Annotated in this window: 18 protein-coding genes; 5 read left to right on the forward strand and 13 right to left on the reverse strand. The window is 72.8% G+C overall.

Annotated features, from left to right (window positions below; translation table 11 throughout):
- The first annotated feature begins 76 nt into the window (after positions 1-76).
- Positions 77-925, forward strand: coding sequence for a type I methionyl aminopeptidase (map, locus tag ACEZDG_RS27725; protein ID WP_380514339.1), 849 nt, complete (start codon positions 77-79; stop codon positions 923-925).
- A gap of 21 nt (positions 926-946) precedes the next feature.
- Here the strand turns inward: map and ACEZDG_RS27730 are convergent, their stop codons facing one another.
- Positions 947-1,660, reverse strand: a complete 714-nt coding sequence (locus tag ACEZDG_RS27730; RefSeq protein ID WP_380514341.1) for a bifunctional DNA primase/polymerase — start codon at positions 1,658-1,660, stop codon at positions 947-949.
- Positions 1,661-1,791: 131 nt separating this feature from the next.
- Positions 1,792-2,361, reverse strand: a complete 570-nt coding sequence (locus ACEZDG_RS27735; RefSeq protein ID WP_380514342.1) for a hypothetical protein — start codon at positions 2,359-2,361, stop codon at positions 1,792-1,794.
- Positions 2,362-2,559: 198 nt separating this feature from the next.
- Here ACEZDG_RS27735 and ACEZDG_RS27740 point away from each other — a divergent pair, with 198 nt between their 5' ends.
- Positions 2,560-4,152, forward strand: coding sequence for a phytoene desaturase family protein (locus ACEZDG_RS27740; protein ID WP_380514344.1), 1,593 nt, complete (start codon positions 2,560-2,562; stop codon positions 4,150-4,152).
- A gap of 18 nt (positions 4,153-4,170) precedes the next feature.
- Here ACEZDG_RS27740 and ACEZDG_RS27745 read toward each other — a convergent pair whose 3' ends face one another.
- Complete coding sequence (locus ACEZDG_RS27745; protein WP_380514346.1) at positions 4,171-4,911, reverse strand: TetR/AcrR family transcriptional regulator; 741 nt, start codon at positions 4,909-4,911, stop codon at positions 4,171-4,173.
- A 232-nt stretch (positions 4,912-5,143) separates the two neighbouring features.
- Here ACEZDG_RS27745 and ACEZDG_RS27750 point away from each other — a divergent pair, with 232 nt between their 5' ends.
- The 3 genes from ACEZDG_RS27750 to ACEZDG_RS27760 all read left to right on the forward strand — a co-directional run bounded on the left by ACEZDG_RS27750 (position 5,144) and on the right by ACEZDG_RS27760 (position 9,435).
- Positions 5,144-6,562, forward strand: a complete 1,419-nt coding sequence (locus ACEZDG_RS27750) for an aldehyde dehydrogenase family protein (protein ID WP_380514348.1) — start codon at positions 5,144-5,146, stop codon at positions 6,560-6,562.
- Positions 6,563-6,643: 81 nt separating this feature from the next.
- Complete coding sequence (locus ACEZDG_RS27755; protein ID WP_380514350.1) at positions 6,644-7,723, forward strand: Zn-dependent alcohol dehydrogenase; 1,080 nt, start codon at positions 6,644-6,646, stop codon at positions 7,721-7,723.
- A gap of 98 nt (positions 7,724-7,821) precedes the next feature.
- Positions 7,822-9,435, forward strand: coding sequence for a peptide chain release factor 3 (locus tag ACEZDG_RS27760; RefSeq protein ID WP_380514351.1), 1,614 nt, complete (start codon positions 7,822-7,824; stop codon positions 9,433-9,435).
- A 16-nt stretch (positions 9,436-9,451) separates the two neighbouring features.
- On the opposite strand, the gene ACEZDG_RS27765 is transcribed toward ACEZDG_RS27760, so the two are convergent.
- The 10 genes from ACEZDG_RS27765 to ACEZDG_RS27810 form a co-directional block, all read right to left on the reverse strand.
- Complete coding sequence (locus tag ACEZDG_RS27765) at positions 9,452-10,501, reverse strand: LacI family DNA-binding transcriptional regulator (protein ID WP_380514353.1); 1,050 nt, start codon at positions 10,499-10,501, stop codon at positions 9,452-9,454.
- Between the two features lie 87 nt (positions 10,502-10,588).
- A complete protein-coding gene (locus tag ACEZDG_RS27770; protein WP_380514444.1) occupies positions 10,589-13,174 on the reverse strand; it encodes a galactose-binding domain-containing protein in 2,586 nt (861 codons plus the stop codon).
- 379 nt (positions 13,175-13,553) lie between these two features.
- Positions 13,554-14,555, reverse strand: coding sequence for a Gfo/Idh/MocA family protein (locus tag ACEZDG_RS27775; protein ID WP_380514355.1), 1,002 nt, complete (start codon positions 14,553-14,555; stop codon positions 13,554-13,556).
- Between the two features lie 35 nt (positions 14,556-14,590).
- On the reverse strand, positions 14,591-14,926 hold the full coding sequence (locus tag ACEZDG_RS27780; protein ID WP_380514357.1) for a hypothetical protein: 336 nt from the start codon (positions 14,924-14,926) through the stop codon (positions 14,591-14,593).
- Between the two features lie 80 nt (positions 14,927-15,006).
- A complete protein-coding gene (locus tag ACEZDG_RS27785) occupies positions 15,007-16,281 on the reverse strand; it encodes an MFS transporter (RefSeq protein ID WP_380514359.1) in 1,275 nt (424 codons plus the stop codon).
- Between the two features lie 251 nt (positions 16,282-16,532).
- On the reverse strand, positions 16,533-20,663 hold the full coding sequence (locus tag ACEZDG_RS27790; protein ID WP_380514361.1) for a Pls/PosA family non-ribosomal peptide synthetase: 4,131 nt from the start codon (positions 20,661-20,663) through the stop codon (positions 16,533-16,535).
- 122 nt (positions 20,664-20,785) lie between these two features.
- A complete protein-coding gene (locus ACEZDG_RS27795) occupies positions 20,786-22,837 on the reverse strand; it encodes a phosphocholine-specific phospholipase C (protein ID WP_380514363.1) in 2,052 nt (683 codons plus the stop codon).
- 160 nt (positions 22,838-22,997) lie between these two features.
- A complete protein-coding gene (locus tag ACEZDG_RS27800) occupies positions 22,998-23,753 on the reverse strand; it encodes a type 1 glutamine amidotransferase domain-containing protein (RefSeq protein ID WP_380514365.1) in 756 nt (251 codons plus the stop codon).
- Entirely contained in the window at positions 23,738-24,481 is a 744-nt protein-coding gene (locus ACEZDG_RS27805) for a VOC family protein (RefSeq protein ID WP_380514367.1), read from the reverse strand. The genes ACEZDG_RS27800 and ACEZDG_RS27805 overlap by 16 nt, the downstream gene beginning before the upstream one ends.
- Before the next feature lie 7 nt (positions 24,482-24,488).
- Positions 24,489-24,821 (reverse strand): hypothetical protein, encoded by a 333-nt coding sequence (locus ACEZDG_RS27810; RefSeq protein ID WP_380514369.1) that lies wholly within the window; start codon positions 24,819-24,821, stop codon positions 24,489-24,491.
- Positions 24,822-24,849 lie beyond the last annotated feature (28 nt).

The raw sequence follows: 24,849 nt of genomic DNA on the forward strand, positions 1-24,849 counted from the left end.
GCACCAGCATGCTGCCCCGGAACGGGCCCCGCACGCCCCGGTCCGGCGCCCGTCGCAGATCGTTAGGATTGCCCGCATGTCTCCCCTCGTTCCCGGCACCCTCTCGCCGACCCGCAGCGTCCCGGCGCACATCCCCCGTCCCGAGTACGTCGGCCGCAAGGGCCCGGCGCCGTACGAGGGGCCCGAGGTGCAGTCGGCGGAGACGATCGAGAAGATGCGGATCGCCGGCCGGATCGCCGCCCGGGCCATGGACGCCGCAGCCGCCGCGATCGCGCCCGGGGTGACCACCGACGAGCTCGACCGGATCGCGCACGCGTACATGTGCGACCACGACGCCTACCCGTCCGACCTCGGCTACCGGGGCTTCCCCAAGTCGATCTGCACCTCGGTCAACGAGGTGATCTGCCACGGCATCCCGGACTCGACCGTGCTCCAGGACGGCGACATCGTGAACCTGGACGTCACCGTGTTCATCCACGGGGTGCACGGCGACCTCAATGCCACCTACCTGGTCGGCGACGTGGACGAGGAGTCGAAGCTGCTGGTCGAGCGGACCAGGGAGGCCACCAGGCGCGGGATCGCGGCGGTGAAGCCGGGGCGGCAGATCAACGTCATCGGCCGGGTGATCGAGTCCTACGCCAAGCGCTTCGACTACGGCGTGGTGCGCGACTTCACCGGGCACGGGATCAACACGTCGTTCCACTCCGGCCTGATCGTGCCGCACTACGACAGCCCGTACGCGACCACGGTGATGCAGCCGGGGATGACCTTCACCATCGAGCCGATGCTGACGCTGGGCACCTACCAGCACGACATGTGGGCCGACGGCTGGACCGTGGTCACCAAGGACCGGAAGCGCACCGCTCAGTTCGAGCACACCATGGTGGTCACCGAGGACGGCGCCGAGGTGCTGACCCTGCCGTAGTGGCGGTGCAGTGGTCTGCGCCTAGCCGATCAGCCAGTGCTCGCCGACCGCGACCGCGCCGACCGCGGTGCAGGCGTCGGTGAGCACGTCCAGCACCCGCAGCGGGTCCGGGAGTTGCCGGTCAGGCTCGCGCACCCAGCTGACCGTGGAGCCGTCCACCAGCCGGGACGGGGGCAGCAGGACGTAGCTGCCGCGGGTGTGCCAGCGCAGGCCGGGGTGCTCGGTGACGTTCTCCGGGCTGGTGTCCAGCTCCGAGGTCCACCACTCGTCCTCGTCCAGGGCGGCGCGGCTGGTGGTGAAGAAGAGGTAGCGGTCGTCGCCCACGGCGGCGACCGGGCCGACCGCGACGCCGAGCTCGTCCATCCGCTCCAGCGCGAGCCGGCCGGCCTCGGCCGGGACGTCCAGGACGTCGTGGTCGCGGCCGGTCGCGGTGACCGCGTTGGCCTCGGGGTCGCGCGCCAGCCAGCGGGTGATCTGTTCCACGTCCGCGGACGCCTGCGACTGCCAGGCGAAGGAGAGCGGGTGCTGCGCCGGGGCCGGACAGCCGACCCGGTCGCAGGAGCACCGGTAGTCGACCGCGTGCGCGGCGGGGGCGACCGGGAAGCCCGCGCGGACCGCGCGCAGCAGCTGTTCCAGTCGGGAAGCGCTCTCGGTCGCGCCGAGCGGGGCGACCGTCCGGGCGCCGGAACCCGGCCGCCTGCGCCACCAACTGCTTCGCCTGCTCGCGGATTCCATCGAGCCCCTCTCGCCTCCGTACACATCTCCAGGGTTGCCGGAATGTGTACAGAGCAGGATACGGGTGCGGGTGAGGTGCTGAGCGCCACCGGCGGGAAGTGTGGCCGGATGTAGCTGCTCGGGCGGGAGGGTCAGCTGTTGACCATCTGGGTCAGCTGGCTCGCCGAGGGGATCTGGTCGGTGACATTGAGGCCGCTCTGGCTACCGGCGCTCTTCACCCCGTCGATGACACCCTGGACCTGGTTGAAGTCGGCGTCGGTCGCGGTGCCGCCCTTGATCTTGGAGGGCAGGTCCTTGATCTTGTCGATACCGGACTGCAACGCGGTCGTGGCCTTGGACAGGGTCGGGTCGCCCTTGGCGTCGTTGAGGGCCGCCTTCAGCCGGTTGTAGGTGAAGGCACCCGCCAGGCCCGCCTTCACCACCGCGAAGGTCCTGCCCTTGGCGCCCTTCTTGAAGGTCCCGGCCTTGTACGGCTTGTACAGCCACTGGTACGCGGCCCCCGCGGCGAGGCTGGCGTTCGCCACGAACTTGGTCTTGGCGAGCTTGACCCGCTCGGCGCTGGTCGTCGGCGAGGCGACGCTCCCCGCCAGCGGGGTGGCCGAGCTGCTGCTCTTGCCACTGCTGCTGCAGGCGGGCAGCACCAGCAGGGACGCGGCCATGGTGCCTGCGGCGAGGGCGGTGCGGAAACGGGCTGTCGACACGACGGTCCTCCGGGGAGTCTGTGCGCCGCGACGCGGTTCTGCGCGGGCTCTGCGACTCACGCTCACACGCCCTCCACCCGGCGGCGACCCCCTACGGGCCGAACGGGTGAGCAGGCGCGGCACCGCCGCCAGACCGCGCCTGGTCGGCGGCGGGCGGTTACTTGGCCGGAGTCGACTGCGACTGGTAGGACGGGGGGCATGAGTGAAGCGGTGGGTCCCGGGCGTTCGCGGTACGACGTGGTGGTGGTCGGGGGCGGCCACAACGGGCTGGTGGCCGCGGCCTATCTGGGGCGGGCCGGGCGGCGGGTGCTGGTGCTGGAGCGGCTGGGGCACACCGGGGGCGCGGCGGTGTCGACCCGGGCCTTCGCCGGGGTCGACGCACGGCTGTCGCGGTACTCGTACCTGGTGAGCCTGCTGCCGCGGCAGATCATGGCGGACCTGGGGCTCGCGGTGGAACTGCGACGGCGCAGGGTGTCCTCGTACACGCCGGTGTCGTATGGCGGGCAGGCGACAGGTCTGCTTGTCGACAATGAGGACGCGGTCGGCACGGCCGAGGCGTTCGAGCGGCTGACCGGCTCCGGCCGGGAGTACGCCGCCTGGCAGGAGTTCTACGCGCGGACCCGGCGGGTCGCCGAGGCGGTGTTCCCGACGCTGACCCGCCCGCTGCCCCGGCGGGAGGAACTGCGTCAGCGGGTCGGCGACGACCGGCTGTGGCAGTCGCTGGTCGAACGGCCGCTCGGGGAGGCCGTGGAGCAGACCTTCGCCGACGACCTGATCCGCGGGATCGTGCTGACGGACGCCCTGATCGGGACCTTCACCCACGCCCACGACCCCTCGCTGCGGCAGAACCGCTGCTTCCTCTACCACGTGATCGGCAACGGCACCGGCGACTGGGACGTCCCGGTCGGCGGCATGGGCGCGGTGACCGACGCGCTGGCGGACGCCGCGCGGGCGGCCGGGGCCGAGCTGCTGACGGGGTGCGAGGTGACCTCGGTCGAGACCGACGGGACCGACGCCGAGGTGGTGTTCCGCAGCGGCGGCGAGGAGCACCGGGTGGGCGCGCCGCAGGTGCTGTGCAATGCCGCGCCGCGCGAGCTGGAGCGACTGCTCGGCGGGGACGTCTCCGGGCCGGGCCCGGAGGGGTCGCAGCTGAAGGTGAACATGCTGCTGCGCCGGCTCCCCCGGTTGCGCGACCGCTCGGTCGACCCGCGGGCGGCCTTCGCCGGGACCTTCCACATCGCGGAGTCCTACACCGAGCTGGAGACCGCCTACCGGGAGGCCGAGGGCGGGGCGGTGCCGGGCGTCGCGCCGTCCGAGATCTACTGCCACTCGCTGACCGACCCGTCGATCCTCGGCCCCGAACTGCGCGAGCAGGGCTACCAGACGCTGACCCTGTTCGGCCTGCACCTGCCCGCGCGGCTGTTCGACGAGGGCAACAACGAGGAACGCAGGGAGGCCGCGCTGGCCGCCGTGCTGCGGCAGTTGGACGGGGTGCTGGACGAGCCGCTGACCGACTGCCTGGCCCTGGACGGCGACGGGCGGCCCTGCGTGGAGGCGCGCACCCCGCTGGACCTGGAACGGGACCTGGGGCTGCCCGGCGGCAACATCTTCCACCGCGACCTGGCCTTCCCCTTCGCCGAGGACGGCGATCCCGAGGACACTGTCGCGGGCCGCTGGGGCGTCGGCACCGCGCACGCCAATGTGCTGCTCTGCGGGGCGGGCGCGGTGCGCGGCGGCGGGGTCAGCGGCATCCCCGGCCACAACGCGGCGATGGCCGCCCTGGGCAAGTAGCCCCGGAACCGGCGGAGGTCAGCCCTGCGAGGTGCCCGGGTCGTGCGCGGGCCGGGGTTGGGGCTCGGCGGCGTAGCGGGCGCCGTGCAGGCGGGGTTCCAGGCCGATCCAGATCACCGACATCAGCCGCCGGGCCGTCTCCTCCGGCGGCTCGGGCCCGGTGTCCAGCACCCAGCCCGCCAGCGCGTCGGCCGCACCCACGATGGCCTGGGCGACGGCCGCGGCCTCACCCCGGTCCGGGCGCTCGCCCTTGCGCGGCGGCGGCGCGGAGTCCAGCGCCGCCCGGCGGACCAGCGCGGTCACCGCGTCCACCACCTGGCGCCGGGCCGCGGCGACCTCCTCGACCACCGGTTCGCCCTGGGCCCTGGCCTGCTGGTAGAGCACGATCCAGCTCTCCCGGTGCTCGGCCACGAAGGCGAAGAACGCGGTGAGGCCGCGGCGCAGCTGCTCCCCGGTCTCAAGGCCCGGTTCGGCGGCCTGGCCGACGGCCTGGATCAGCCGGTCCGCCTCGCGCCGGATGCAGGCGGCGAACAGCTCCTCCTTGGAGCCCAGGTAGAGGTACAGCATCGGCTTGGAGACGTCGGACGCCTCGGCGATCTCGTCCATGGAGGCGGCGTGGTAGCCGCAGCGGGAGAAGACGCCCACCGCCGCGTCGAGCATCTGCTGCTCCCGCTGGGCGCGCGGAACCCGCTTCGCCTTGGGCGCAGCGGGGCCGGTGCCGGTGGCACTCTTGGCCGCGGGGCGTGCATCCGATCGCATTGGGCGAGTCTAGGGCCAGAAGAAGGCGCGGATTCAACCGTCTTCAGGCGTGGAACGGTGCGCTTTGCGCCAAGCTGCTGACCGGATCACCTGCAGCGCCCTCCCGGGTGACGCGCGGCACGTCCGCGGCACTTGCGCCGGGTGCGCTCCGCGACATTAACTAGCGACGCTAGTTAATGCGTCGGCCGGCGCCGGCAGCGAGGCCCCAGGGCCGCGACGGAAGGATCATCTGGTGCAGCAGCATGGAGATCAGTACATCGGCGGCGCATGGGTCGCATCCCTGGGAACGGACAGCATCCCGGTACTGAACCCGGCGACCGAGCAGGTCATCGCCACCGTCCCGGCCGGGACCGGCGAGGACGTGGACGCCGCCGTGCGGGCCGCCCGCGCCGCCGCCCGGGCCTGGGGCGCGACCACCCGCGAGGAGCGGCTCGACCACCTGACCCGGCTGCGGGACGGCCTGGCCGCGCACCAGCAGGAGATCGCCGAGACCGTGGTCGCCGAACTGGGCGCGCCGATCGGCTTCGCCACCCCGGTGCAGGCCGGGCTGCCGCTCGGGGTGGCCAACTCCTACCTGGAGATCCTGGCCGGGTACGAGTTCACCGAGCAGGTCGGCAACTCGATCGTCCACGCCGAGCCGGCCGGGGTGGTCGCCGCGATCACCCCGTGGAACTACCCGCTGCACCAGGTGGTCGCCAAGGTGGTCCCGGCGCTGGCCGCGGGCTGCACCGTGGTGCTCAAGCCGGCCGAGGACACCCCGCTGGTGGCCCGGCTCTTCGCCCGGCTGGTGCACCAGGCCGGCTTCCCGGCCGGGGTGTTCAACCTGGTCACCGGCGTCGGCGCGGTCGCCGGCGCGGCCCTGGCCGCGCACCCCGAGGTCGACCTGGTCTCCTTCACCGGCTCCAGCGCGGTCGGCGCGAAGATCGCCGAGACGGCCGGCGCCGGCATCAAGCGGGTCGCCCTGGAGCTCGGCGGCAAGTCCGCCAATGTGGTGCTGCCCGGCGCCGACCTGGCCCGCGCGGTGAACGTCAACGTCGGCAATGTCTTCGCCAACTCCGGCCAGACCTGCACCGCCTGGACCCGGCTGCTGGTGCACCAGGACCAGTACGAGGAGGCGGTCGCCATCGCCGCCAAGGCCGCCGCCAAGTACGTGCCCGGCGATCCGACCGACCCGGCCACCCGGCTCGGCCCGGTGGTCAACGCCAAGCAGCGGGACCGGGTCCGCGGCTACATCGAGACCGCGGTCGCCGAGGGCGCCCGGGTGGTCGCGGGCGGCCCGGAGGCCCCCGAGGGCCTGGAGACCGGCTTCTACGTCCGCCCGACCGTGCTGGCCGACGTCACCCCGGACGCCACCGTGGCGCAGGAGGAGATCTTCGGCCCGGTGCTGTCGATCCTGTCCTACCGGGACGAGGCGCATGCCCTGGAGATCGCCAACGGCACCTCCTACGGCCTGGCCGGCGGGGTCTGGGCGGCCGACAACGAGACCGCGGCGGCGTTCGCCCGGGGCATGGACACCGGGCAGGTCGACATCAACGGCGGACGGTTCAACCCGGTCGCCCCCTTCGGCGGCTACAAGCGCTCCGGCGTCGGCCGCGAGCTGGGCCGGCACGGCCTGGAGGAGTTCTTGCAGACCAAGTCGCTGCAGTTCTGAACCGTCGCAGCCCTGAACCGTACTGACGCTCCCTCACCGTCCGCCCGCAGCAACGGAACCCAGCCAACGAAAGAGGCCGCCATGGTCCGCGCCGCCCTGCTCACCGCCGTGGGCGCACCGCTCGAACTGACCGAGATCGAGCTGCCCGAGCCCGGCCCCGGCAGGGTCCGGGTGAAGCTGGCCGCGGCCGGCGTCTGCCACTCCGACCTGTCCCTGTCGACCGGTCTGCTGCGGGCGAAGACCCCGGTCGTGCTCGGCCACGAGGGCGCGGGCACGGTGGTCTCGGTCGGCGAGGGCGTCAGCTCGGTCCGTCCCGGCGACCCGGTGGTCCTCAACTGGGCGCCCGCCTGCGGGCACTGCCACCTCTGCGCGCTCGGCGAGCCGTGGCTGTGCGAGAACTCCTACGCCGCCTCGGTCGAGACCTACGCCGCGCTGAAGGACGGCACCGGCCTCTACCCCGGCCTCGGCGTCGCCGCCTTCGCCGAGGAGACGGTGGTCGGCGAGAACGCGCTGATCCCGCTGCCCGAGGGCGTGCCGCTGACCTCGGCGGCGCTGCTCGGCTGCGCCGTGCTCACCGGCTACGGCGCGGTCCACAACGCGGCCCGGGTGCGGGCCGGCGAGTCCGTGGTCGTCTACGGCCTCGGCGGGGTCGGCCTGGCCGTGCTGCAGGCCGCGCGGATCGCGGGCGCGTCCCCGATCGTCGCGGTGGACGTCACGCCCGAGAAGGAGGAGCTGGCCCGCCGCCACGGCGCGACCGACTTCCTGGTCTCCGACGAGCACACCGCCAAGGCCGTCCGCGCGCTCACCGGCGGGCACGGCGCGGACCACGCCTTCGAGTGCGTGGGGCGCGGCAGCACCATCCGCGCCGCCTGGTCCGCGACCCGGCGCGGCGGGAGGACGACGGTGGTCGGCATCGGCGGCAAGGACGACCCGGTCACCTTCTCCGCGCTGGAGCTGTTCCACTTCGCCAGGACCCTCACCGCCTGCGTCTACGGCAACAGCGACCCGGTCAAGGACGTCCCGGTGCTGGCCGGGCACGTCCGCTCGGGCGCACTGGACCTGGAGTCGCTGATCACCGACCGGATCACGCTGGACGAGATCCCGGCCGCGTTCGAGCGGATGGCCCGGGGCCAGGGAGGCCGCTCGCTGGTCGTCTTCTAGCCGCGGGCCCCGCCCGAGCGGGTGGCGATGGTTCGACTGACGGGCGGACGGAACGTTAGGGTGGTTTGTTACGCCCGCCCGAGGACCGAGGATTTCACGTGAGTTCCGACCACCCCGCCAGCGCGTCCCAGGTCCTCGAAGAGGCCTCGCGGCGTCGCACCTTCGCGGTGATCAGCCACCCGGACGCCGGCAAGTCGACGCTCACCGAGGCGCTGGCGCTGCACGCCCAGGCGATCACCTCGGCCGGTGCCGTGCACGGCAAGAGCGGGCGGAAGGGCGTCACCTCCGACTGGATGGAGCTGGAGAAGGAGCGCGGTATCTCGGTCACCTCCGCCGCGCTCCAGTTCGGCCACCGCGGCCATGTGATGAACCTGGTGGACACCCCCGGCCACGCCGACTTCTCCGAGGACACCTACCGGGTCCTGGCCGCCGTCGACTGCGCGATCATGCTGGTGGACGCGGCCAAGGGCCTGGAGGAGCAGACCCGCAAGCTGTTCTCGGTCTGCCGCCACCGCGGCGTCCCGGTGATCACCTTCATCAACAAGTGGGACCGCCGGGGCCGCGAGGCGCTCGAACTGCTGGACGACATCGAGAACGTGCTCGGCATCACCCCGGTCCCGGTGGTCTGGCCGGTCGGCAACGCCGGCAATCTGCGCGGGCTGGTCGAGGCGTCGAACACCGAGCAGATGCGCCGCTTCACCCGGGTCCCCGGCGGCACCCACAAGGCCGTCGAGGAGAAGCTGACGGCCGCGCAGGCGACCGAGCAGGAGGGCGAGCTCTGGGAGACCGCCCTGGAGGAGATGGAGCTGGTGCTCTCCTCCGGCCCCGGCTGGGACGAGGAGGCGTTCCGGGCCGGAAAGATCTCCCCGGTGTTCTTCGGCGCGGCCCTGACCAACATCGGCGTCGGCCTGCTGCTGGACGCGGTGGTCGACCTGGCCCCGGCGCCCGGACCGCGTCCGCTGGCCAAGGGCGACACCCGCCCGGTGGAGAACGACTTCTCCGGTCTGGTCTTCAAGATCCAGGCGAACATGGACCCGGCGCACCGCGACCGGATCGCCTTCGTCCGGGTCTGCTCCGGCGTCTTCGAGCGCGGGATGAACGTGACCAGGGCGGCCAGCGGCCGGTCCTTCGCCACCAAGTACGCGCACACCGTCTTCGGCGCGGAGCGCACCGTCGTCGACACCTCCTACCCCGGCGACGTGGTCGGCCTGATCAACGCGACCGCGCTGCGGGTCGGCGACACCCTCTACGCGGGCAAGAAGGCCGAGTTCCCGCCGCTGCCGGCGTTCGCCCCCGAGCACTTCGCGGTGGCCCGGCCGAAGGACATCAGCCGCTCCAAGCAGTTCCGCAAGGGCATCTCGCAGCTGGACGAGGAGGGCGTGGTGCAGGTGCTGGTCTCCGACCGGCGCGGCGACCAGGCCCCGGTGCTGGCGGCGGTCGGCCCGATGCAGTTCGACGTGGTGCTGCACCGGATGGAGCACGAGTTCTCGTCCCCGATCACCCTGGACCACCTGCCCTACAACATCGCCCGGGTCACCGACCCGGAGGGCGCCGCCGTGCTCAACCGGGCCCGCCTGGTCACCGGCGAGACCCTCACCCGGCGCAGCGACGACGTGCTGCTGGCGCTGTTCGGCGACAAGTGGCAGATGAACAGCTTCGTCCGGAGCAACCCGGACGTGAAGCTGGAGACCCTGATCGCCACCGCGGACTGACGCTCCGGCCGGCCGCTCAGGCGGAGCCGCGGAGGACCAGGGTGGGGTGGAAGACCGCGGACTGCAGCGCCTCGGAGGGCTCGACGATCTGGGCCAGCAGCAGCTGGGCCATCCTGGCGGCCATCTCCTCCAGCGGCTGCCGCACCGTGGTCAGCGGCGGGTCGCAGGCCAGCGCGGCGCTGCTGTCGTCGAAGCCGACCAGGGCGATGTCCTCGGGGACCCGGCGGCCGGCCCGGTTCAGCACCGGGATCGCGCCGAGCGCCATCAGGTCGGAGGCGACGAAGACCGCGTCCAGGTCGGGCGCCTTCGCCAGCAGCTCGCGCATCGCGGCGGCGCCGCCGGCCTGGGTGAAGTCGCCCTCGCCCACGCCCGCCTCCTGCAGTCCGTGCGCGGCGACGGCCTGGCGGAAGCCGGTGAGCCGCTCCTGCGCCGAGGGCATGTCCTGGGGGCCGGCCAGGTGCGCGATGCGGCGGCGTCCGGTGCTCACCAGGTGGTCCACCGCGAGCACCGCGCCGGCCCGCTGGTCGGCCTCGACGAAGCTGATCGGGGTGGTCTGCCCGGGACGGCCGGAGAGCACCGCGGGGACCCCGGCCTCGGCCAGCAGACCCGGCAGCGGGTCCGCGACATGGCCGCAGATCAGCACCACGCCGTCGACGTGGCCCTGGCGCAGGTAGCTGACCAGGTGGGCGCGCGAGTCCGCGTCGTCCACCAGCATCAGCACCATCTGCACGCCGCGCGGGCGGATCACCTCCATCACACCGGTCACCACCCGTCCGAAGAACGGGTCGGTGAACATCCGGCCGAGGAAGGGGTCCGCGACATGGCGGGACTCGGCCTCGGAGACGACCAGCGCGATCGAGTCGGTGCGCCGGGTGACCAGTGAGCGGGCCGCCCGGTTGGGGACGTAGTTGGTGGCGGCGACCGCGTTCTCGACCAGGAGGCGCATGGCCGGGTCGACCGTGGTACTGCCGTTGATGACGCGGGAGACGGTGGCACGGGACACGCCTGCGACCCGTGCCACGTCTTCGAGCGTGACCGATCCCAGCGACGGCGGCTTCCTCTTCATGACGTAGTTATACCTGGTGTCACGAATGGGAGGAGCCGCCGTCCTGGGTCGGGGGTTTACCGATGCCTACTCAGCCGGGTCCGCCCGCTACGGGAAGCTCGGCAGGTAGACGTTGTTGGTGGTGGAGTTGGCCGTGTCACCGGTGCTGTTGATGACATGGGTGATGGTCCCGGTCCCGCCCAGCGACACCGTGAGCAGGTCGTGGAACTTCACGTTGGCCGTGACCGGCGCCTGGAAGGCGTTGGCCGAGACCACCGCGGGGTTGACGTTGAAGTAGCAGTAGCTGCCGACGCCCCAGGCCTCGTGGCTGGTGACGTTGTCGGCGACCTTGTAGGCGGGGTAGCCGTTGGAGCTGCCGTTCATCCAGGCCGCCTGGTTCGGCGGGTCGTAAGGCATCTCGTTCTGGAAGAAGTAGGTGCGCCCGCCGTTGCCGTTCCAGAGCACCTCGGTCTTCTGGAAGTGCTCGACGGCCAGCCCGTAGAGGGTGACGTTGTCGCCGTTGACGACCAGTCCGGTGTCGGCGGTGTTGACCGTCCACCCGGTGTTGTCGCCGTGGTCGGCGCGCCAGAGCCAGAAGTTGTCACCGACGGTGTTCCTGCTGTTGATGACCAGGCTGGTGGTGGCCTTGCCGACGACCCCGGTGCCGCCGATGCGGACGAAGATGTCGGACAGGACCGTCGGGTCGGCGGAGTGGTCGGCGCTCGCGCCGGCCGGACCGACCTGGACCAGGGTGTTGGAGTTGGTGGTGCCGGCGTCGATCAGGAAGCCGCCGATGCGGATGCCGTTGACGTCGGCGGTCTGGATCGCGGTGACGCCGTTGTCCGGGACCAGGGTGGCCATGCCCAGGCTGAGCACCACGGTGTCGGCGCGGTTGACCTGGAGGGTCTGGTCGAGGTGGTAGACGCCGGGGGTGACCAGCAGGTTGTCACCGGCCGCCAGCGCCGCGTTCATGGTCTCGGCGGTGTCGTTGGGCTTGGTGACGTAGAAGGTGTGCATGGCCAGCGAGGTGCCGGCCGGGGTGCCGTTGATCCAGCTGGCACCGGCCGAGTTGGTCCGGTCCCCGGGCACGAACACCTTGTAGGTGTTGCTGCCGGTGTCGAAGTAGAGGTAGGGGACCTCGGCCGAGGTCGGGGTCTGGTTGACCACGGTGTGCGAGGGGTTGGGGAAGTTCTGCGCGGGCGCGCCGGTGTCGCCGACGAAGACCATGTTCCAGACCGAGCCGTTCCAGCTGCCCATGGTGCTGTTGCGGGTCAGCCACTGCTGCTGCGAGCCGGAGTTCACCGAGCCGCTGATCCGGGAGTCGGCCAGGAAGCCGCCGCTGGCCCAGTAGTCGCCGGTCGGGTCGAGCTTGAGGTTGCCGTGCACGTCCACCCGGCGCAGCGAGGTGCCCTGGGCGGTGGCCCAGGTGTCGGTGCCGCTGGGCGGGGTGATCGACAGGTTGCTGGCCTCGCGCCAGAAGTTCTGGGTGGCGTTGCCGTTGAACCAGCCGGCGTCGACGGTGACGTACCCGTTGATGTTGACGTCGTCGGGCGACAGGCCGAGGCCGGAGACCTGGGTGTTGAAGCCGACGTTGGCGCTGACGCTGTAGTTGCCCGGCTTGAACAGCAGCGCGTTGCGCTGGGTGCCGAACTGGTTGGTCTCCTGCTGGCTGAAGACCGAGTCAAGCTTGCTCTGGATGCTGGTGGTGGACATGGTCGGGTCGAAGACCGTGACGTTGGGACCGAAGTCCGGGGTGTCGGTGGTCGGCGGTCCGGTGACCGGCGGGGGCGTGGTGGTGGTGCCGCCGCTGCCGCCGGTGTAGACGCCGAACTCCCAGAGGGAGTAGCCGTAGCCGGTGGCCCGGACGGTCCCGTAGACCCGGACGTAGCGGCCGGTGCCGGTGACGTTCAGCGTCTCGACGCCGCCGGGGCTGGTGGTGGTGGAGTAGATGGTGGTCCAGTTGGCGCCGTCGGCGGAGGTCTGGATCTGGTACGCCTTGCCGTACGCCGTCTCCCAGTTGAGGACCACCTTGCAGATGCTCTGCGAGGAGCCGAGGTCGACCTGCAGCCACTGCGGGTCGCTGGCGGCGCTGGACCAGCGGGTGCCGGTGTCGCCGTCCACGGCCGCGGAGGCGGGGGTGCCGCCGTTCTCGGTGGAGGAGGCGGTGGCGGTCTTGCCCTGGGCCGCATTGGCGGTGCCGCAGGTGGTGGGCGGAGGCGTGGTCGGCGGCGTGGTGGTGGGCGGCGTGGTGGTGGGCGGGCTGGTCGCGCCGCCGACGGTGCCGTAGACCTGGAACTCCCACAGCGAGTAGCCGTAGCCGGTGGCCCGGGCCGTCCCGTACATCCGGACGTAGCGGCCGGTGCCGCTGACGTTCAGCGTCTCGACCCCGCCGGCACCGGTGGTGGTGCTGTAGACCGAGGTCCAGTTGGTGCCGTCGGCCGAGGTCTGGATCTGGTACGCCTTGCCGTACGCGGCTTCCCAGTTGAGGACGACCTTGTCGATGGAGGCGCTGGCCCCGAGGTCGACCTCGAGCCACTGCGGGTCGCTGAAGGCGCTGGACCAGCGGGTGCCGGTGTCGCCGTCGACCGCCGCGGAGGCCGCGTTGGCAGCCGCGTTCTCGGTGGAGGAGGCGGTGGCGGTCTTGCCCTGCGAGAGCAGGGTGTCGGCGGCGTGCGCCGGACTCGCCGGGGACATGAAGACGGCCAGCACGGCGGCGAGCACCAGCAGCACCGACCAGAGGGCAAGTGGACGCCCGGCCTGGGCTTGGAGGGGACTCCGGGGGTGGAACTGCGCCCGGGTATGAGCCGATCTCATGGGCATCTCCTGCGCGATGAGACAGAGGGTGGGGGAGGAAAAACGGCATGGCGGATCGACGCTCCGTCCGGACCGGACGGAGCGTCAGCCATGGTCCTGACTAGGGAAGGAGGCGCACTTGAGGGGTGGGAGAGCGCTCTCTCGCTGCGAGTTTCATGCCCCCGCACCGTCACGTCAAGACCATGAGCATGCCGGAACCAAAGGATGTCCGACCGCTGTCGGCCGGTCACCTGAGGTGACTTCGGGTCACCTCAGGCACTCACGGCGCGTCCGCTCCGCGCGGGCGCATCCCCGCGGCGCGGTAGATGTCGTCGATCAGGCCCATGGTGACCACGGCGTCCTCGGCCGGGGTCAGCACCGGGCCGCCGTTCAGCACCGCCTCGGTGAAGGCCCGCAGCTGGTACGTGTAGGTGTGCCCGCCCGCCACCCGCTCCCGGCGGGTGCCCGCCGCCGTCCGCACCGTCAGCCGGTTGTAGGCGTGCGGGGCCAGGTAGTTGACGATCCTCAGCTCCCCCGCGTCGCCGCGCACCGAAGCGGTGAAGTCCAGCAGCCGCCGGGACCACATCGAGGCGGTGATCCGCCCGGTCGCCCCACCGGGGAAGCGCAGTTCGGCGGTCATCGCCCGGTCCACGTCCGCACCGCGCAGCCTGGCCTCGGCGCCGACCACCTCCGGCGTGCCCTGGGCCTCACCGCCGAGCAGCCGCAGCAGGTGCAGGGCGTAGCAGCCGGCGTCCATCAGCGCCCCGCCGCCCAGCGGGTAGCTGTAGCGGATGTCGTCGAACTTCGGCAGCGGGAAGCACATCGCGGTCCGCACCGAGCGGATCGTACCCAGTTCGCCGCTGTCCACGATCTCCCGCATCCGCGCCGCCATCGGGTGGTAGCGGTAGTGGAACGCCTCCATGACCACGAGACCGGACGCCCCGGCGGCGTCGGCGACCGCGCGGGCCTCGGCGGCGTTGGAGGTGAACGGCTTCTCGCAGAGGACGTGCTTTCCGGCCGCCAGCGCCTTCAGGGTCCACTCGGCGTGCAGGGCGTTGGGCAGCGGGTTGTAGACCGCGTCGATCTCCGGGTCGTCCAACAGCTCCCGGTAGCCCGCGTGGACGGTGGGGATCCGGTGCTTGGCGGCGAACCGGCGGGCCCGCTCCGGATCCCGTGCGGCCACCGCGGCCACCACCGCCCCGGGCACCTTGCCGGCCGGCCGGACCAGGGCGGAGGGGGCGATCCTGGCGGCGCCGAGCACACCGAAACGAAGCTGCGTCATACCGGCCAGCCTAGGGGTGTCCTGGGCCGCCAGCCCTAGGCCGCCGTCCTGGGCCGCCAGCCCCGGGCCGCCGCCCGGCCGGCGCCGTCCTCCTCGACCTGCTCGCGGGCGGCCTGCCAGAGCGCCCGGAGCGTCGCGGTCCAGTGGTGGTCCGCGATGGCCGCGGCCATCACCGGGTGCTCCCGCACCACCTGCTGCGCGGCCTCACGCTCGCCGCGCAGCCGCTGGTACTCCGCCTGCCGGGGCAGCGGCCAGGCCACCACCGGGCTGCTGGGGCCGTCCAGTACGAACGCGCGCGTCGCCGCCTCGCAGGCCCAGACCTGCTGCTGGGCACGCACGAGCTCGCGCGGGAAGCGACTGCCTGATGACATGCCGATATTCTTGCAGCGGCCACTGACAAGTGGCTCTGAGGCACATGAACGTCTCCTGAGGATCCCGGGTCGGGCCCGGATCAGGCCGCGACGGCGGGCAGCGGGATGTCGCGCATCCGCCGGATCGGCGAGAACACCAGCCAGGCGCCGGTGAGCGCCATGATGGTGGCCCCGACCCACAGCGTCGGACGCAGCCCGAGCCAGGTGCCGAGCAGCCCGCCCAGCAGCGCGCCCACCGGCACCGTCGCCCAGATCAGCCAGCGGATCGACGCGTTCATCCGGCCGAGCAGCTCCGGCGGGCACACCGACTGGCGGTAGGAGATCTGCGCGGTGTTGTAGACCGCCCCTGACGCGTTGAAGGCCGCCCAGCCGACCCCGTAGACCAGCGCGCCCCAGCCGGACCAGGCCAGCGGCATGAGGAAGGCCAGCGGCGCGGGCACCACCAGGGCGACCCACATGACCCGCGCGGTGCCGATGGCCAGGGCGAGCCGACGGGCCATCAGGCTGCCGGCGAACCCGCCGAGCGTGCCGAGCCCCAGCACGATGCCGACCTGGGTGGGCGTGGAGTGCACCGCGCGGAGCAGGAAGACCACCTCGATGGAGGTGACCAGGCTGATGGCCAGGTTCGCGGTCGCGGTGCAGGCGGCGATCCGGCGCAGGATCGCGTCCCCGAGCACAAAGCGCAGCCCCTCCCCCATCGCCGCCCGGAAGGTGACCCGGGGCGCGCCGGCCGCGGGGTCCCGCGCCGGCTCCCGGGTGCGGATCAGCAGCAGTGAGAGCGCGCTGACCGCGTAGGAGACGGAGTCGGCGGTGAGGGTCCGGACGGCGCCGACCAGCCCGGTCAGCGCGGCGCCCAGGGAGGGGCCCAGCGAGTCCGCGAAGGTCTCGGTGGCGCGCAGCTTGCCGTTGCCGTCGACCAGTTGCTCCCGGGGCAGCAGGGTCGGCAGATAGCTCTGGTCGGCCACGTCGAAGAAGACCCGGAAGGTGCCGAGTGCCAGTGCCGCCAGCACCAGTTGCCACATGGTGACCCGGTCGAACGCGGAGACCAGCGGGACCGACCCGATGGCGAGCATCCGCCCCAGGTCGCACCACAGCATCAGGGTGCGCCGGTCGACCCGGTCCACGATCACCCCGGCGGGCAGGGTCAGCACCAGGAACGGCAGCCGGGCCATCACCCCGAGCAGCGCCACCTGGAAGGTCGAGGCGTCCAGCGCGGTGACCGCGACGAGGGGCAGGACCAGGGTGGAGACGGCCGAGCCCAGGTCACTGACGGCTCCTCCGGACCAGAGGAGCAGAAAATCCCGATGCCTCCAAAGGGAAGGGGTCGGCGGAGGGGACTCCGATATTGTTGGCATGGTCTGTTCAGGCACCCCCTATGCCTACACCGCTGGAGCGCCTGACCCAACCACACTTGAAGAACCTTCACAACTGAGCGTGGTGTCACCTGTCGGCGACAGCCCCCGCGAAAGCGGTGACGAAACCTCCGCCAGCGCCCCGGCCGCTTCCTTCGCAGGTCAGAGCGGTGCCGGAGGTCTCGCCCCGAGCACCCGCGGCACGGCCGACATGGTTCCTGCGCGGACTAGTTCGACGGCTGGCGGGCCGATCTTCAAGAGCGGGTCACGAAAGGCGTAATCAAGCCGCTCCAGTCCGCAACCGGGTTGCCCAACCAGCGGGTTCGCGCGGGAATCGCCTCGCCGCGCATCACCAGCGAGGACGGTCCGACCACGGCGGCCTCCCCGACCACGGCGCCCAGCAGCACGATGGAGTGCGGCCCGACGGTGGCCCCCGCGCCGATCCGGATGCCGTCCATCCGCATCAGCCGGTCGTGGAACAGATGGGTCTGCACCACCACGCCCCGGTTCAGGGTGCAGCCCTCGCCCAGCTCCACCAGGTCGGTCTCCGGCAGCCAGTGGGTCTCGCACCACACCCCCGGTCCGATCCGCGCCCCCAGGCTGCGCAGCCAGGCGTTGAGGAAGGGCGTGCCGACCAGCGTACTGCCCAGCCAGGGCATCCCCAGCTCCTCGACAAAGGTGTCGAACAGCTCGTTGCGCCAGACGAAGGAGCTCCACAGCGGCTGCACCCCGGCCCTGAACCTGCCCATCAGCAGCCGCTTGGCGGCGGTGGTGAGCGCACACGCGACCAGGCCGCAGAGCACCAGCGGCAGTCCGGCCGACAGCAGCGACGCGGTCAACCCGTACCGGTCGAGCAGCGCCTGCAGTCCGGCCGCGGACAGGGCGCCGAGCAGCACCGAGAGGACCGTCGGGGCGACCCGGCACAGCTCCACCGCGGCCCGGGCCAGGACCAGCCGCCGGGGCGGGTCATAGGTACGGGCGGTGTCGCCGGTCTCCACGGTCCGCTGCATCGGGAAGCCGGGGCGTCCGAGCCAGGAACTCCCCGGTTCGGCCCGGTCCGGGGCGTCCGAGAGCACGCCGACCAGGGAGTCCTCGGGCAGGCTGCGCCCGGGGCCGACGATCCCCGAGTTGCCCACGAACGAGCGCCTGCCGACCGACACCCGGCCGAGCCGGAGCCAGCCGTTGGCGATCTCGAACGGCGCGAGCAGGGTGTCGTCGGCCAGGAAGGCGAAGTCCTGGACCGTGGTCAGCCCCGGGAGCAGCAGCACGGTCGACGCCTCGACCCGGCGGCCGATCCGCGCCCCGAGCAGCCGCAGCCAGTGCGGGGTGGCCAGCGAGGCGTAGAGGGGGTAGAGCTGGGAGCGGGCGGATCCGGTCAGCTGGTGCACCAGCCAGACGGACCAGCCGGTCCGTCCGTGGGCAGGGTGCAGGCCGGGCCTGACGGCCCGTGAGAGCAGCCGCACCAGCCCGGCCAGCAGCAGGGCGTGGAGCACCCGGCCCAGCAGGGCCAGCGGCACCGAGGCGAGCAGCAGCCGGGTGAGGGCTCCGCCGGGGGACGGCTGGTGGGCGAGCAGCAGACAGAGCGTCAGCAGGGACGGGGCCGCCGCGGCCAGCGGGAGCAGTTGCAGCGCGGGGAGGGTGAGCGCGTAGACGGCGTCCCAGAGCCGGTCGCGCACCGGGGAGCGCGGCGGACGCCCCTCCGGCCAGGGCGCGGCGTCCTGCGGCGCGGCGGCGGGGCTCTGCGGGGCGGGGCGGGACGGGGAGCCGTGGACCCGGGTGCGGTCCGGGACCCGGCCGAGGACGCAACTGCCCGGGGCGACCTCGGCGCCCGCGCCGACGTCCGCGCCCGGCATCAGCATCGCCCTGGAGCCGATCCTGGCCCCGGGGCCCACCGTGATCGCGCCCAGCCGCAGCAGGTCACCCTCCAGCCACCAGCCGGCCGCGTCGACCTCGGGCTCCAGCGTGCAGCCGGCGCCGAACCGGGCCAATCCGGTCACCGGGGGCATGGTGTGCAGATCGGCCTCGGGGCCGACCTCGCAGCCCAGCAGCCGCGCATAGCGCCGGGCCAGCGGGGTCCCCACCACCGCGGCCACGTTGAAGGTGGCGACCAGCCGCTCCGCGGTCCACAGCCGCAGATGGACCCGGCCGCCCCTGGGGTACGTGCCGGGCCGGAGCCGGCGGGTGAGCAGCCGCGCGCCGGCCGCGCCGAGCAGGGTGCGGCCCGGCGCGCTGCTGAACAGCAGCCAGCCCGCGCCGATGATCCACCAGGAGGTGGGCCGGGTCCAGGCCAGTGGGTCCGCGGCGGCGCCGAGCGCTCCCCCGCCCAGCAGGTCGCGCAGGAGGCTGTTGCGGAGCAGGTTGTCGAGGGCCGCGAGCCCGAGGACCCAGCGGGCGCCGCCGAGGGTGTGCAGCAGCATCAGCACCGCGGCCTGGTAGAGGCCGGTCCGCCGGGGCGTGCGGGTGATCGAACGTTTCCGCTGGCCGGGCGGGTCCGCCGGGGCCGCCGGGCGCGGCAGCCGGTGGGCGGTGTGCTGGTCGTCAGCTGTGCGGTCGTCAGCTGTGCGGTCGTCAGGTGTGCGGTGGGGAACGGCGATCAGGTCGAGGTGGGCGGCGAGGTCGCCGAGCCGCGGCCGGTGGTAGAGGTCGGCGACCGAGAGCCCCGGGTGCCGTACCCGCAGCTGGGAGACCAGCTGGGCGGCGGCCAGGCTGGTCCCGCCCAGGGCGAAGAAGTCCCCGTCGGTGTCGGTGCTCACGCCGAGCAGGTCGCGCCACTGCTCGGCGAGCCGGGCCGCGGTGCCCCGCGGCTCGCTCCGGCCGCCCGGCCCGGCGCTGCCGCCCTGCGGAGGCAGTCCGCTCGGCGGCGGCCAGGGCAGCGCGGCCCGGTCCACCTTGCCCGAGGTACGGGTCGGCAGTTCGGCCAGCAGTGCCAGCACCGGCACCAGCGCGGCGGGAAGCACCCGCAGCAGCCGCTGCCGCAGTTCCGCCAGGTCGGTGCCGGCCCCCGGCTCGGCCACCAGGTAGCCGACCAGCACCTGCCCGCCGAGCGGGGTCTCCTGGACCGCCGCAGCGGCCGCCCGCACCCCCGGCAGCGCGGCGAGCGCGGCGTCCACCTCGCCCAGCTCGATCCGCCGCCCACCCAGCTTGACCTGCTCGTCGGCGCGGCCGACGAAGACCAGACCCTGCGGCTCGGCGCGGACCAGGTCGCCGCTGCGGTAGACCCGGGTGCCAGGCAGCGCCGGATGCGGGCCGAAGCGCTCCGCGTCCTTCAGCGGGTCGAGGTAGCGGGCCGCGCCGACCCCGCCGATCAGCAGTTCCCCGGTCCCGCCCCAGCCGACCGGGGCGCCGTCCGGGTCGACCACCGCGAGCCGCCAGCCGTCCAGGGGCGTGCCGATCCGCACCGGCTGCCCGGCCCGCAGCCGCGCGGCGCAGGCGACCACGGTGGTCTCGGTCGGTCCGTAGGTGTTCCAGAACTCCCGCCCGGGACGGTCGAGTCGGGCCACCAGTTCGGCCGGGCAGGCCTCGCCGCCGACGATGACCAGCCGGACCGCGTCCAGCGACTCCACCGGCCACAGCGCCGCCAGGGTCGGCACCGTGGAGAGGGCGGTGACGCCGCGGCGCACCAGCCAGGGGCCGAGCTCGGCGCCCGCCCTGACCAGCGCACGCGGTGCCGGGACCAGGCAGGCCCCGTGCCGCCAGGCCAGCCACATCTCCTCGCAGGACGCGTCGAAGGCCACCGAGAGCCCGGCCAGCACCCGGTCACCGGGCCCGAGCGGCGCCTGCCGCAGGAACAGTCCGGCCTCGGCGTCGACGAAGGCGGCGGCGGAACGATGGCTCACCGCAACACCCTTGGGACGGCCGGTGGTGCCGGAGGTGAAGATGATCCAGGCGTCGTCCCCAGGCTCAGGGGCCCGCGCGCCGCCCGCCGGCGCCGTCCCTGTCCCCGTCCCCGTCCCCGTCCCCGCAACGGGCCCCGGCCGCAGGCTGCCGTCCGCGCCGAGCACCGCGCGGACCCCGGCGTCCTGCCAGATCAGCTCGGCCCGCTCGTCCGGGTCGTCCACGTCGACCGGGACGTACGCGGCGCCGGCCAGCAGCACGCCGAGGATCGAGGTGTAGAGCTCGGCCGTCCCTGAGGGGATCCGGACGCCGACCCGGTCGCCCGGGCCGATCCCACGGGCGCCGAGCCGCGCCGCGAGGGCGCTCGCGGCCTGGCGCAGGCCCCGGTAGTCGAGCACCGCGCCGTCCACGTCCAGCGCCGGGGCGTCGGGGGTGCGCCGGACCGAGGCGTCCAGGATGTCCACCAGGGTGCGGGCCGGCGCCGCCGGGGCCGCGGGCCAGTCGGCCTGCGGAAGCGGCAGCGCCGCCGCGAGAAGGTTTTCGGATTCCACGTGCCGCGCTCTCGTCGGGTGCAGGGATCACCGTGACTGACGAGCGCGCGGCATCGCGGGTAACTGTGAAAAGCGCATAAAGTTGGTAAAACCCTGACAAGACGTCATTCCATCGGCGGCGCTCAGCCGCTGACGCTGGCGGCCCCGGTCTCGATGTGCCCGGTGAAGCGGCGGCTCCAGGACCGATCGGTGCTGACGGTGACCGTGAAGTCGTACCACCCGTTGGTGTAGGCGATGGCGTTGAAGTAGTCCGAGGTGCTGCCCCCGGCCGGGACCTGGTACGTCCACGGGCCGTCGGAGCGGTACTGGGTGGAGGTGATGGTGAAGGTCGCCGCCGCCGTCCCGGTGTTGGCCAGGGCGAACCAGATCGCCTGCTTGCCGGTGTCCGGGGCGGGCGCGTAGGAGGAGCTGACCTCGGCGGTGCGGCCCGCCGCGGTGGTGTCGCCGGCGAAGCGGCGCAGGAAGCGGTTGGGGCCGACGCAGGTCAGGTCGTACTTGCCGTCGCCGTAGCCGCTACCGACGTTGAAGAAGTCGGTGACGGTGCCGCCCGGGTCCACGGTGTACTGCCAGGGGCCGCCGGTGCGGTCGGCGTTGGCGTAGATGGAGAAGTGGGCGGCGGCGGTGGCCTGGGCCCCCTGGTTGGCCATCTTGATCCAGACCAGGGTCTTGCCGCCGGAGTCGAACTCCAGGTGGTCCACGAAGCCGTTGGGCTGGTAGGGCAGCGCGCGGGCCGGACGGCTGCCGGTCTCCTGCGCCGGAAGGGAGTTGGTGCCGGGCGCCGGGTTCACCATGACATTGCAGTACGCCTGGCCGATGGTGGTACTGGTGGACGGCAGCGCCGGCAGGCCGTGCACCGGGTTGGCGAAGTCGAAGGCGCTGGTCAGATCGCCGCAGACCTTGCGCCGCCAGGCGCTGATGGCGGAACAGGTGGCCGGGGTGCCGAGGGCGGCGGTCCAGGTCTCCAGGAAGCGGATCACCGAGGTGTGGTCGAAGACCTGGGAGTCCACCCAGCCGCCGCGGGTCCACGGCGAGACCACGACCATCGGCACCCGGAAGCCGAGCCCGATCGGCAGCCCGCTGTACGACTCGTCGGCCGTGCCGGCCGGGGCGACCGGCGGCGGGACGTGGTCGAAGAACCCGTCGTTCTCGTCGTAGTTGAGGAACAGCACGGTCGAGTCGAAGACGCTGCTGTTGGCGGCCAGCGCCTGGATGACCAGGTTGACGAAGTGCGCCCCGTCGTTCGGCGGCGCGTCCGGGTGTTCGGAGAAGGCCTGGTTGGCGACCACCCAGGAGACCTGCGGCAGGGTGCCGGCCAGCGCGTCCGCCTTGATCGCCGCGGCGATGTCGTCGGGGGTGGAGCCGGTGGACGGGACCGAGGACATCCCGCGCTGGTAGAGCGCGCTGCCGGAGGCGGCGTTGGCGAACTGCTTGAAGTAGGCCAGGGCGTTGTCGCCGTAGTTGTCGCTCGCGTTCTGGTAGACCTTCCAGCTGACCCCGGCGTTCTGCAGCGACTCGGCGTAGGTCTGCCAGCTCAGCCCGGACTCGTCGCCGCCGTCGTAGGCCGGCCCGCCCGCCGTCCCGGCCGGGTCGATCGAACCGCCCCACAGATAGGTGCGGTTGGGGCCGGTCGCGCTCAGGATCGAGCAGTGGTAGGCGTCGCAGATGGTGTAGGCGTCCGCCAGCGCGTAGTGGAACGGGATGTCCGAGCGGTTGAGGAAGCCCATGGTCCGGCTGGAGCCCTTGGCCGAGACCCAGTTGTTCATCAGGCCGTTGTTCCAGGCGCCGTGCTGGGTGGACCAGCCGTGGTCCAGCGAGCCGTCGCACTGCGCGAGGGTCTCGCCGCTCGCGCCGAAGTACCAGGTGCCGGTGGCGCTGAGCTGCCAGGGGTACTGCCGGCCGCTGCCGCTGGGCTGGTTGAAGACGGAGTACCCGCCCGGCAGGGTGATGCCGCTGCGGTCGGCGAACCCCCGGACGCCCTTGAGCGAGCCGAAGTAGTGGTCGAAGCTGCGGTTCTCCTGCATCAGCACGACCACGTGCTTCACATCGGTGATGGTGCCGGTCGGGGCCGTGGCGGCGACGGCGCTCGGAGCGGAGCCGGGAATGGCCTCCAGTCCGATCGCCGCACCGAGGGCGGCGGCAGAACCGAGGAAAGTACGACGGGTGACGGGCGCCACGGAGTCCTCCGGATCGCTGGACGGCTTGATCGCTGGATCGCGCGCGATTCGGGAACTGACTCTGCAGTAACCAGGTGTCGCCGACCCCCGCCCAAGGTGGCAGGGACATGAAGCAAAGCCCACAACTGGACTGGACTCGTTACCGCAAAGTAATCAAACCTCAGGACAGCGGCAGGGCCAGGAGTTGGATGAGCTGACGGGCGAACAGATAGGAGTCGCCCGGCCAGCGGGCCGACAGGTAGCGGCCGTCGAGGACGGTGAAGGCCGCCGAGTCGTCGGTGGCCGTCCCGCGCCGGGACAGGGTGCGCGGGCCGCGCTCGAAGTCGGCGGGCGCCGCCAGCGCCGCCCGTACCTCCTGCTCCACATAGGCGCGGTAGGTGCGGTAGTAGCGCCCCCGGCGCCAGGCCGTGGCGAGGAAGGCGGAGCGCTCCAGGTAGCCGGGCAGGCAGGTGGTCCGCCGTCCGTGCAGGACGCTGCGGCCGGTCGCCGGGTCCTGGGTGCGGGCCAGCACCAGCACGCCGTGGCAGATCGCCGCGACCGGGCGGCGGGTGGCCCAGAAGGCCGCCGTCTTCGCCTGCAGCACCGTCGAGCCCAGGTACTGGCGCATCGCCGGCGCGTGGCCGCCGGGCAGCAGCAGGGCGTCGTAGTCCCCGGGGTCCAGGTCCGCCCAGGCGAGCGTCCGCCGAAAGGCCGGGGACTCGACCAGCTCCGCGTAGAACCGCTTGGGCTCAGGCTCGGCCCCCAGCTTGCCGAAGACCACACCGGTCAGCAGCAGCGGATCCGCCGAGGGCACCGTCCCGGCGCGCTCGGTCGCGAAGACCACCTCGTGCCCGGCGTCGCTCAGCAGCCGCCAGGGCACCGCGACCTCGGTGACGTCGAAGTCCCGGTCCGGCAGCGGGATCAGGACGCGGGCCACGGCGCGGCTCCGTTCTCCGCGGACGCCTGCGGCTGCGCGCCGTCCCGGCCCTGCCAGGTGGTCACGCAGGCCTCATTGCCCTCGCTGTCGGCCAGCACCCAGAACGAAGGGGCCCGCGCCGCGGACAGCAGCCGGCCGCCGGCCGCCAGCGCGGCCTCGATCCGACCGGGCGCCTCGTCGTGCGGGACGGACACGTCGAAGTGGATCCGGTTGCGCTGCGGACGCGGCCGGTCCATCTGCTGGAACCAGACCGCGGGGCCCTGCCCGACCGGGTCGACCAGCGGATCCTCGGGACCGTCGGCGCCCGGCTCGTCGTCGTAGCCCAGCACCGCCTTCCAGAACGGGCGGATCGCGGCGATGTCGAGCGCGTCGATGCCGATCTCCAGGAACTGCACCGACCGGGCCGCCCCGGTACCGACCTCGGGCTCGGTCCGCAGCCCCGCCTCGCCCACGGCGGCGGAGAGCAGCCGGGCGAGCTCGATGTCACGGGCCGTCAGCGCCGCCTGGTCCAAGGACTGCAGGGTGAGCACCACCCGGTCGGGACGCAGGTCGACCCGCAGATGCCGGTCGGCGTCCGCCCCGCACGCCGCGACCGCCCGCGCCGCCACCTCGGCCGCCCGGGCCAGCGACCCGACCAGCACCGAGGTGCGCAGCGTCCCCAGCAGATACCGCCACCCCAGGCCGCCGACCGCGTCGGAGACCCCCTGCCGACTCAGTGCCTCTGCCATGCGGCCATCATGGCAGCAGCGGGGTGTGGACCGCGTCGATGTTCTTGGCCGCGCGGCGGACGTAGCGGTAGGTGTCGAACATCCGGCTGCCGTCATAGACGTCCACGAAGGCGGGGTTGGGCCCCGGCGTCAGAAAGTCGAGCCAGTCGAACCGGCGCCGCCGCTCCGGCGCCCCGAGCACCGCCCAGGCCCAGCCCAGCGCGATCGCCGCGGTGACCGGGTCGTCGCAGGCAATGCCCTTCTTCGCGTTCCTGACGATCCGGCGACGCTGCTTCCGTCCCAGCGCGCCCCAGCGCTGCCGGGCCTGGAAGTCGTCCTCCGTGATGTCACTTCTGTCCATCAACGTGCGCCCTTGCAGAGAATCACCG

This window comes from Streptacidiphilus alkalitolerans (assembly GCF_042511045.1).
GTDB lineage: Bacteria > Actinomycetota > Actinomycetes > Streptomycetales > Streptomycetaceae > Streptacidiphilus > Streptacidiphilus alkalitolerans.

Bases quoted from the DNA above. Each gene is read 5' to 3' on its own strand.
- map (WP_380514339.1), top strand. From the start codon at position 77: ATGTCTCCCCTCGTTCCCGGCACCCTCTCGCCGACCCGCAGCGTCCCG.
- ACEZDG_RS27730 (WP_380514341.1), bottom strand. From the start codon at position 1,660: ATGGAATCCGCGAGCAGGCGAAGCAGTTGGTGGCGCAGGCGGCCGGGT.
- ACEZDG_RS27740 (WP_380514344.1), top strand. From the start codon at position 2,560: ATGAGTGAAGCGGTGGGTCCCGGGCGTTCGCGGTACGACGTGGTGGTG.
- ACEZDG_RS27745 (WP_380514346.1), bottom strand. From the start codon at position 4,911: ATGCGATCGGATGCACGCCCCGCGGCCAAGAGTGCCACCGGCACCGGC.
- ACEZDG_RS27755 (WP_380514350.1), top strand. From the start codon at position 6,644: ATGGTCCGCGCCGCCCTGCTCACCGCCGTGGGCGCACCGCTCGAACTG.
- ACEZDG_RS27765 (WP_380514353.1), bottom strand. From the start codon at position 10,501: ATGAAGAGGAAGCCGCCGTCGCTGGGATCGGTCACGCTCGAAGACGTG.
- ACEZDG_RS27770 (WP_380514444.1), bottom strand. From the start codon at position 13,174: ATGTCCCCGGCGAGTCCGGCGCACGCCGCCGACACCCTGCTCTCGCAG.
- ACEZDG_RS27775 (WP_380514355.1), bottom strand. From the start codon at position 14,555: ATGACGCAGCTTCGTTTCGGTGTGCTCGGCGCCGCCAGGATCGCCCCC.
- ACEZDG_RS27780 (WP_380514357.1), bottom strand. From the start codon at position 14,926: ATGTCATCAGGCAGTCGCTTCCCGCGCGAGCTCGTGCGTGCCCAGCAG.
- ACEZDG_RS27785 (WP_380514359.1), bottom strand. From the start codon at position 16,281: ATGCCAACAATATCGGAGTCCCCTCCGCCGACCCCTTCCCTTTGGAGG.
- ACEZDG_RS27805 (WP_380514367.1), bottom strand. From the start codon at position 24,481: ATGGCAGAGGCACTGAGTCGGCAGGGGGTCTCCGACGCGGTCGGCGGC.
- ACEZDG_RS27810 (WP_380514369.1), bottom strand. From the start codon at position 24,821: ATGGACAGAAGTGACATCACGGAGGACGACTTCCAGGCCCGGCAGCGC.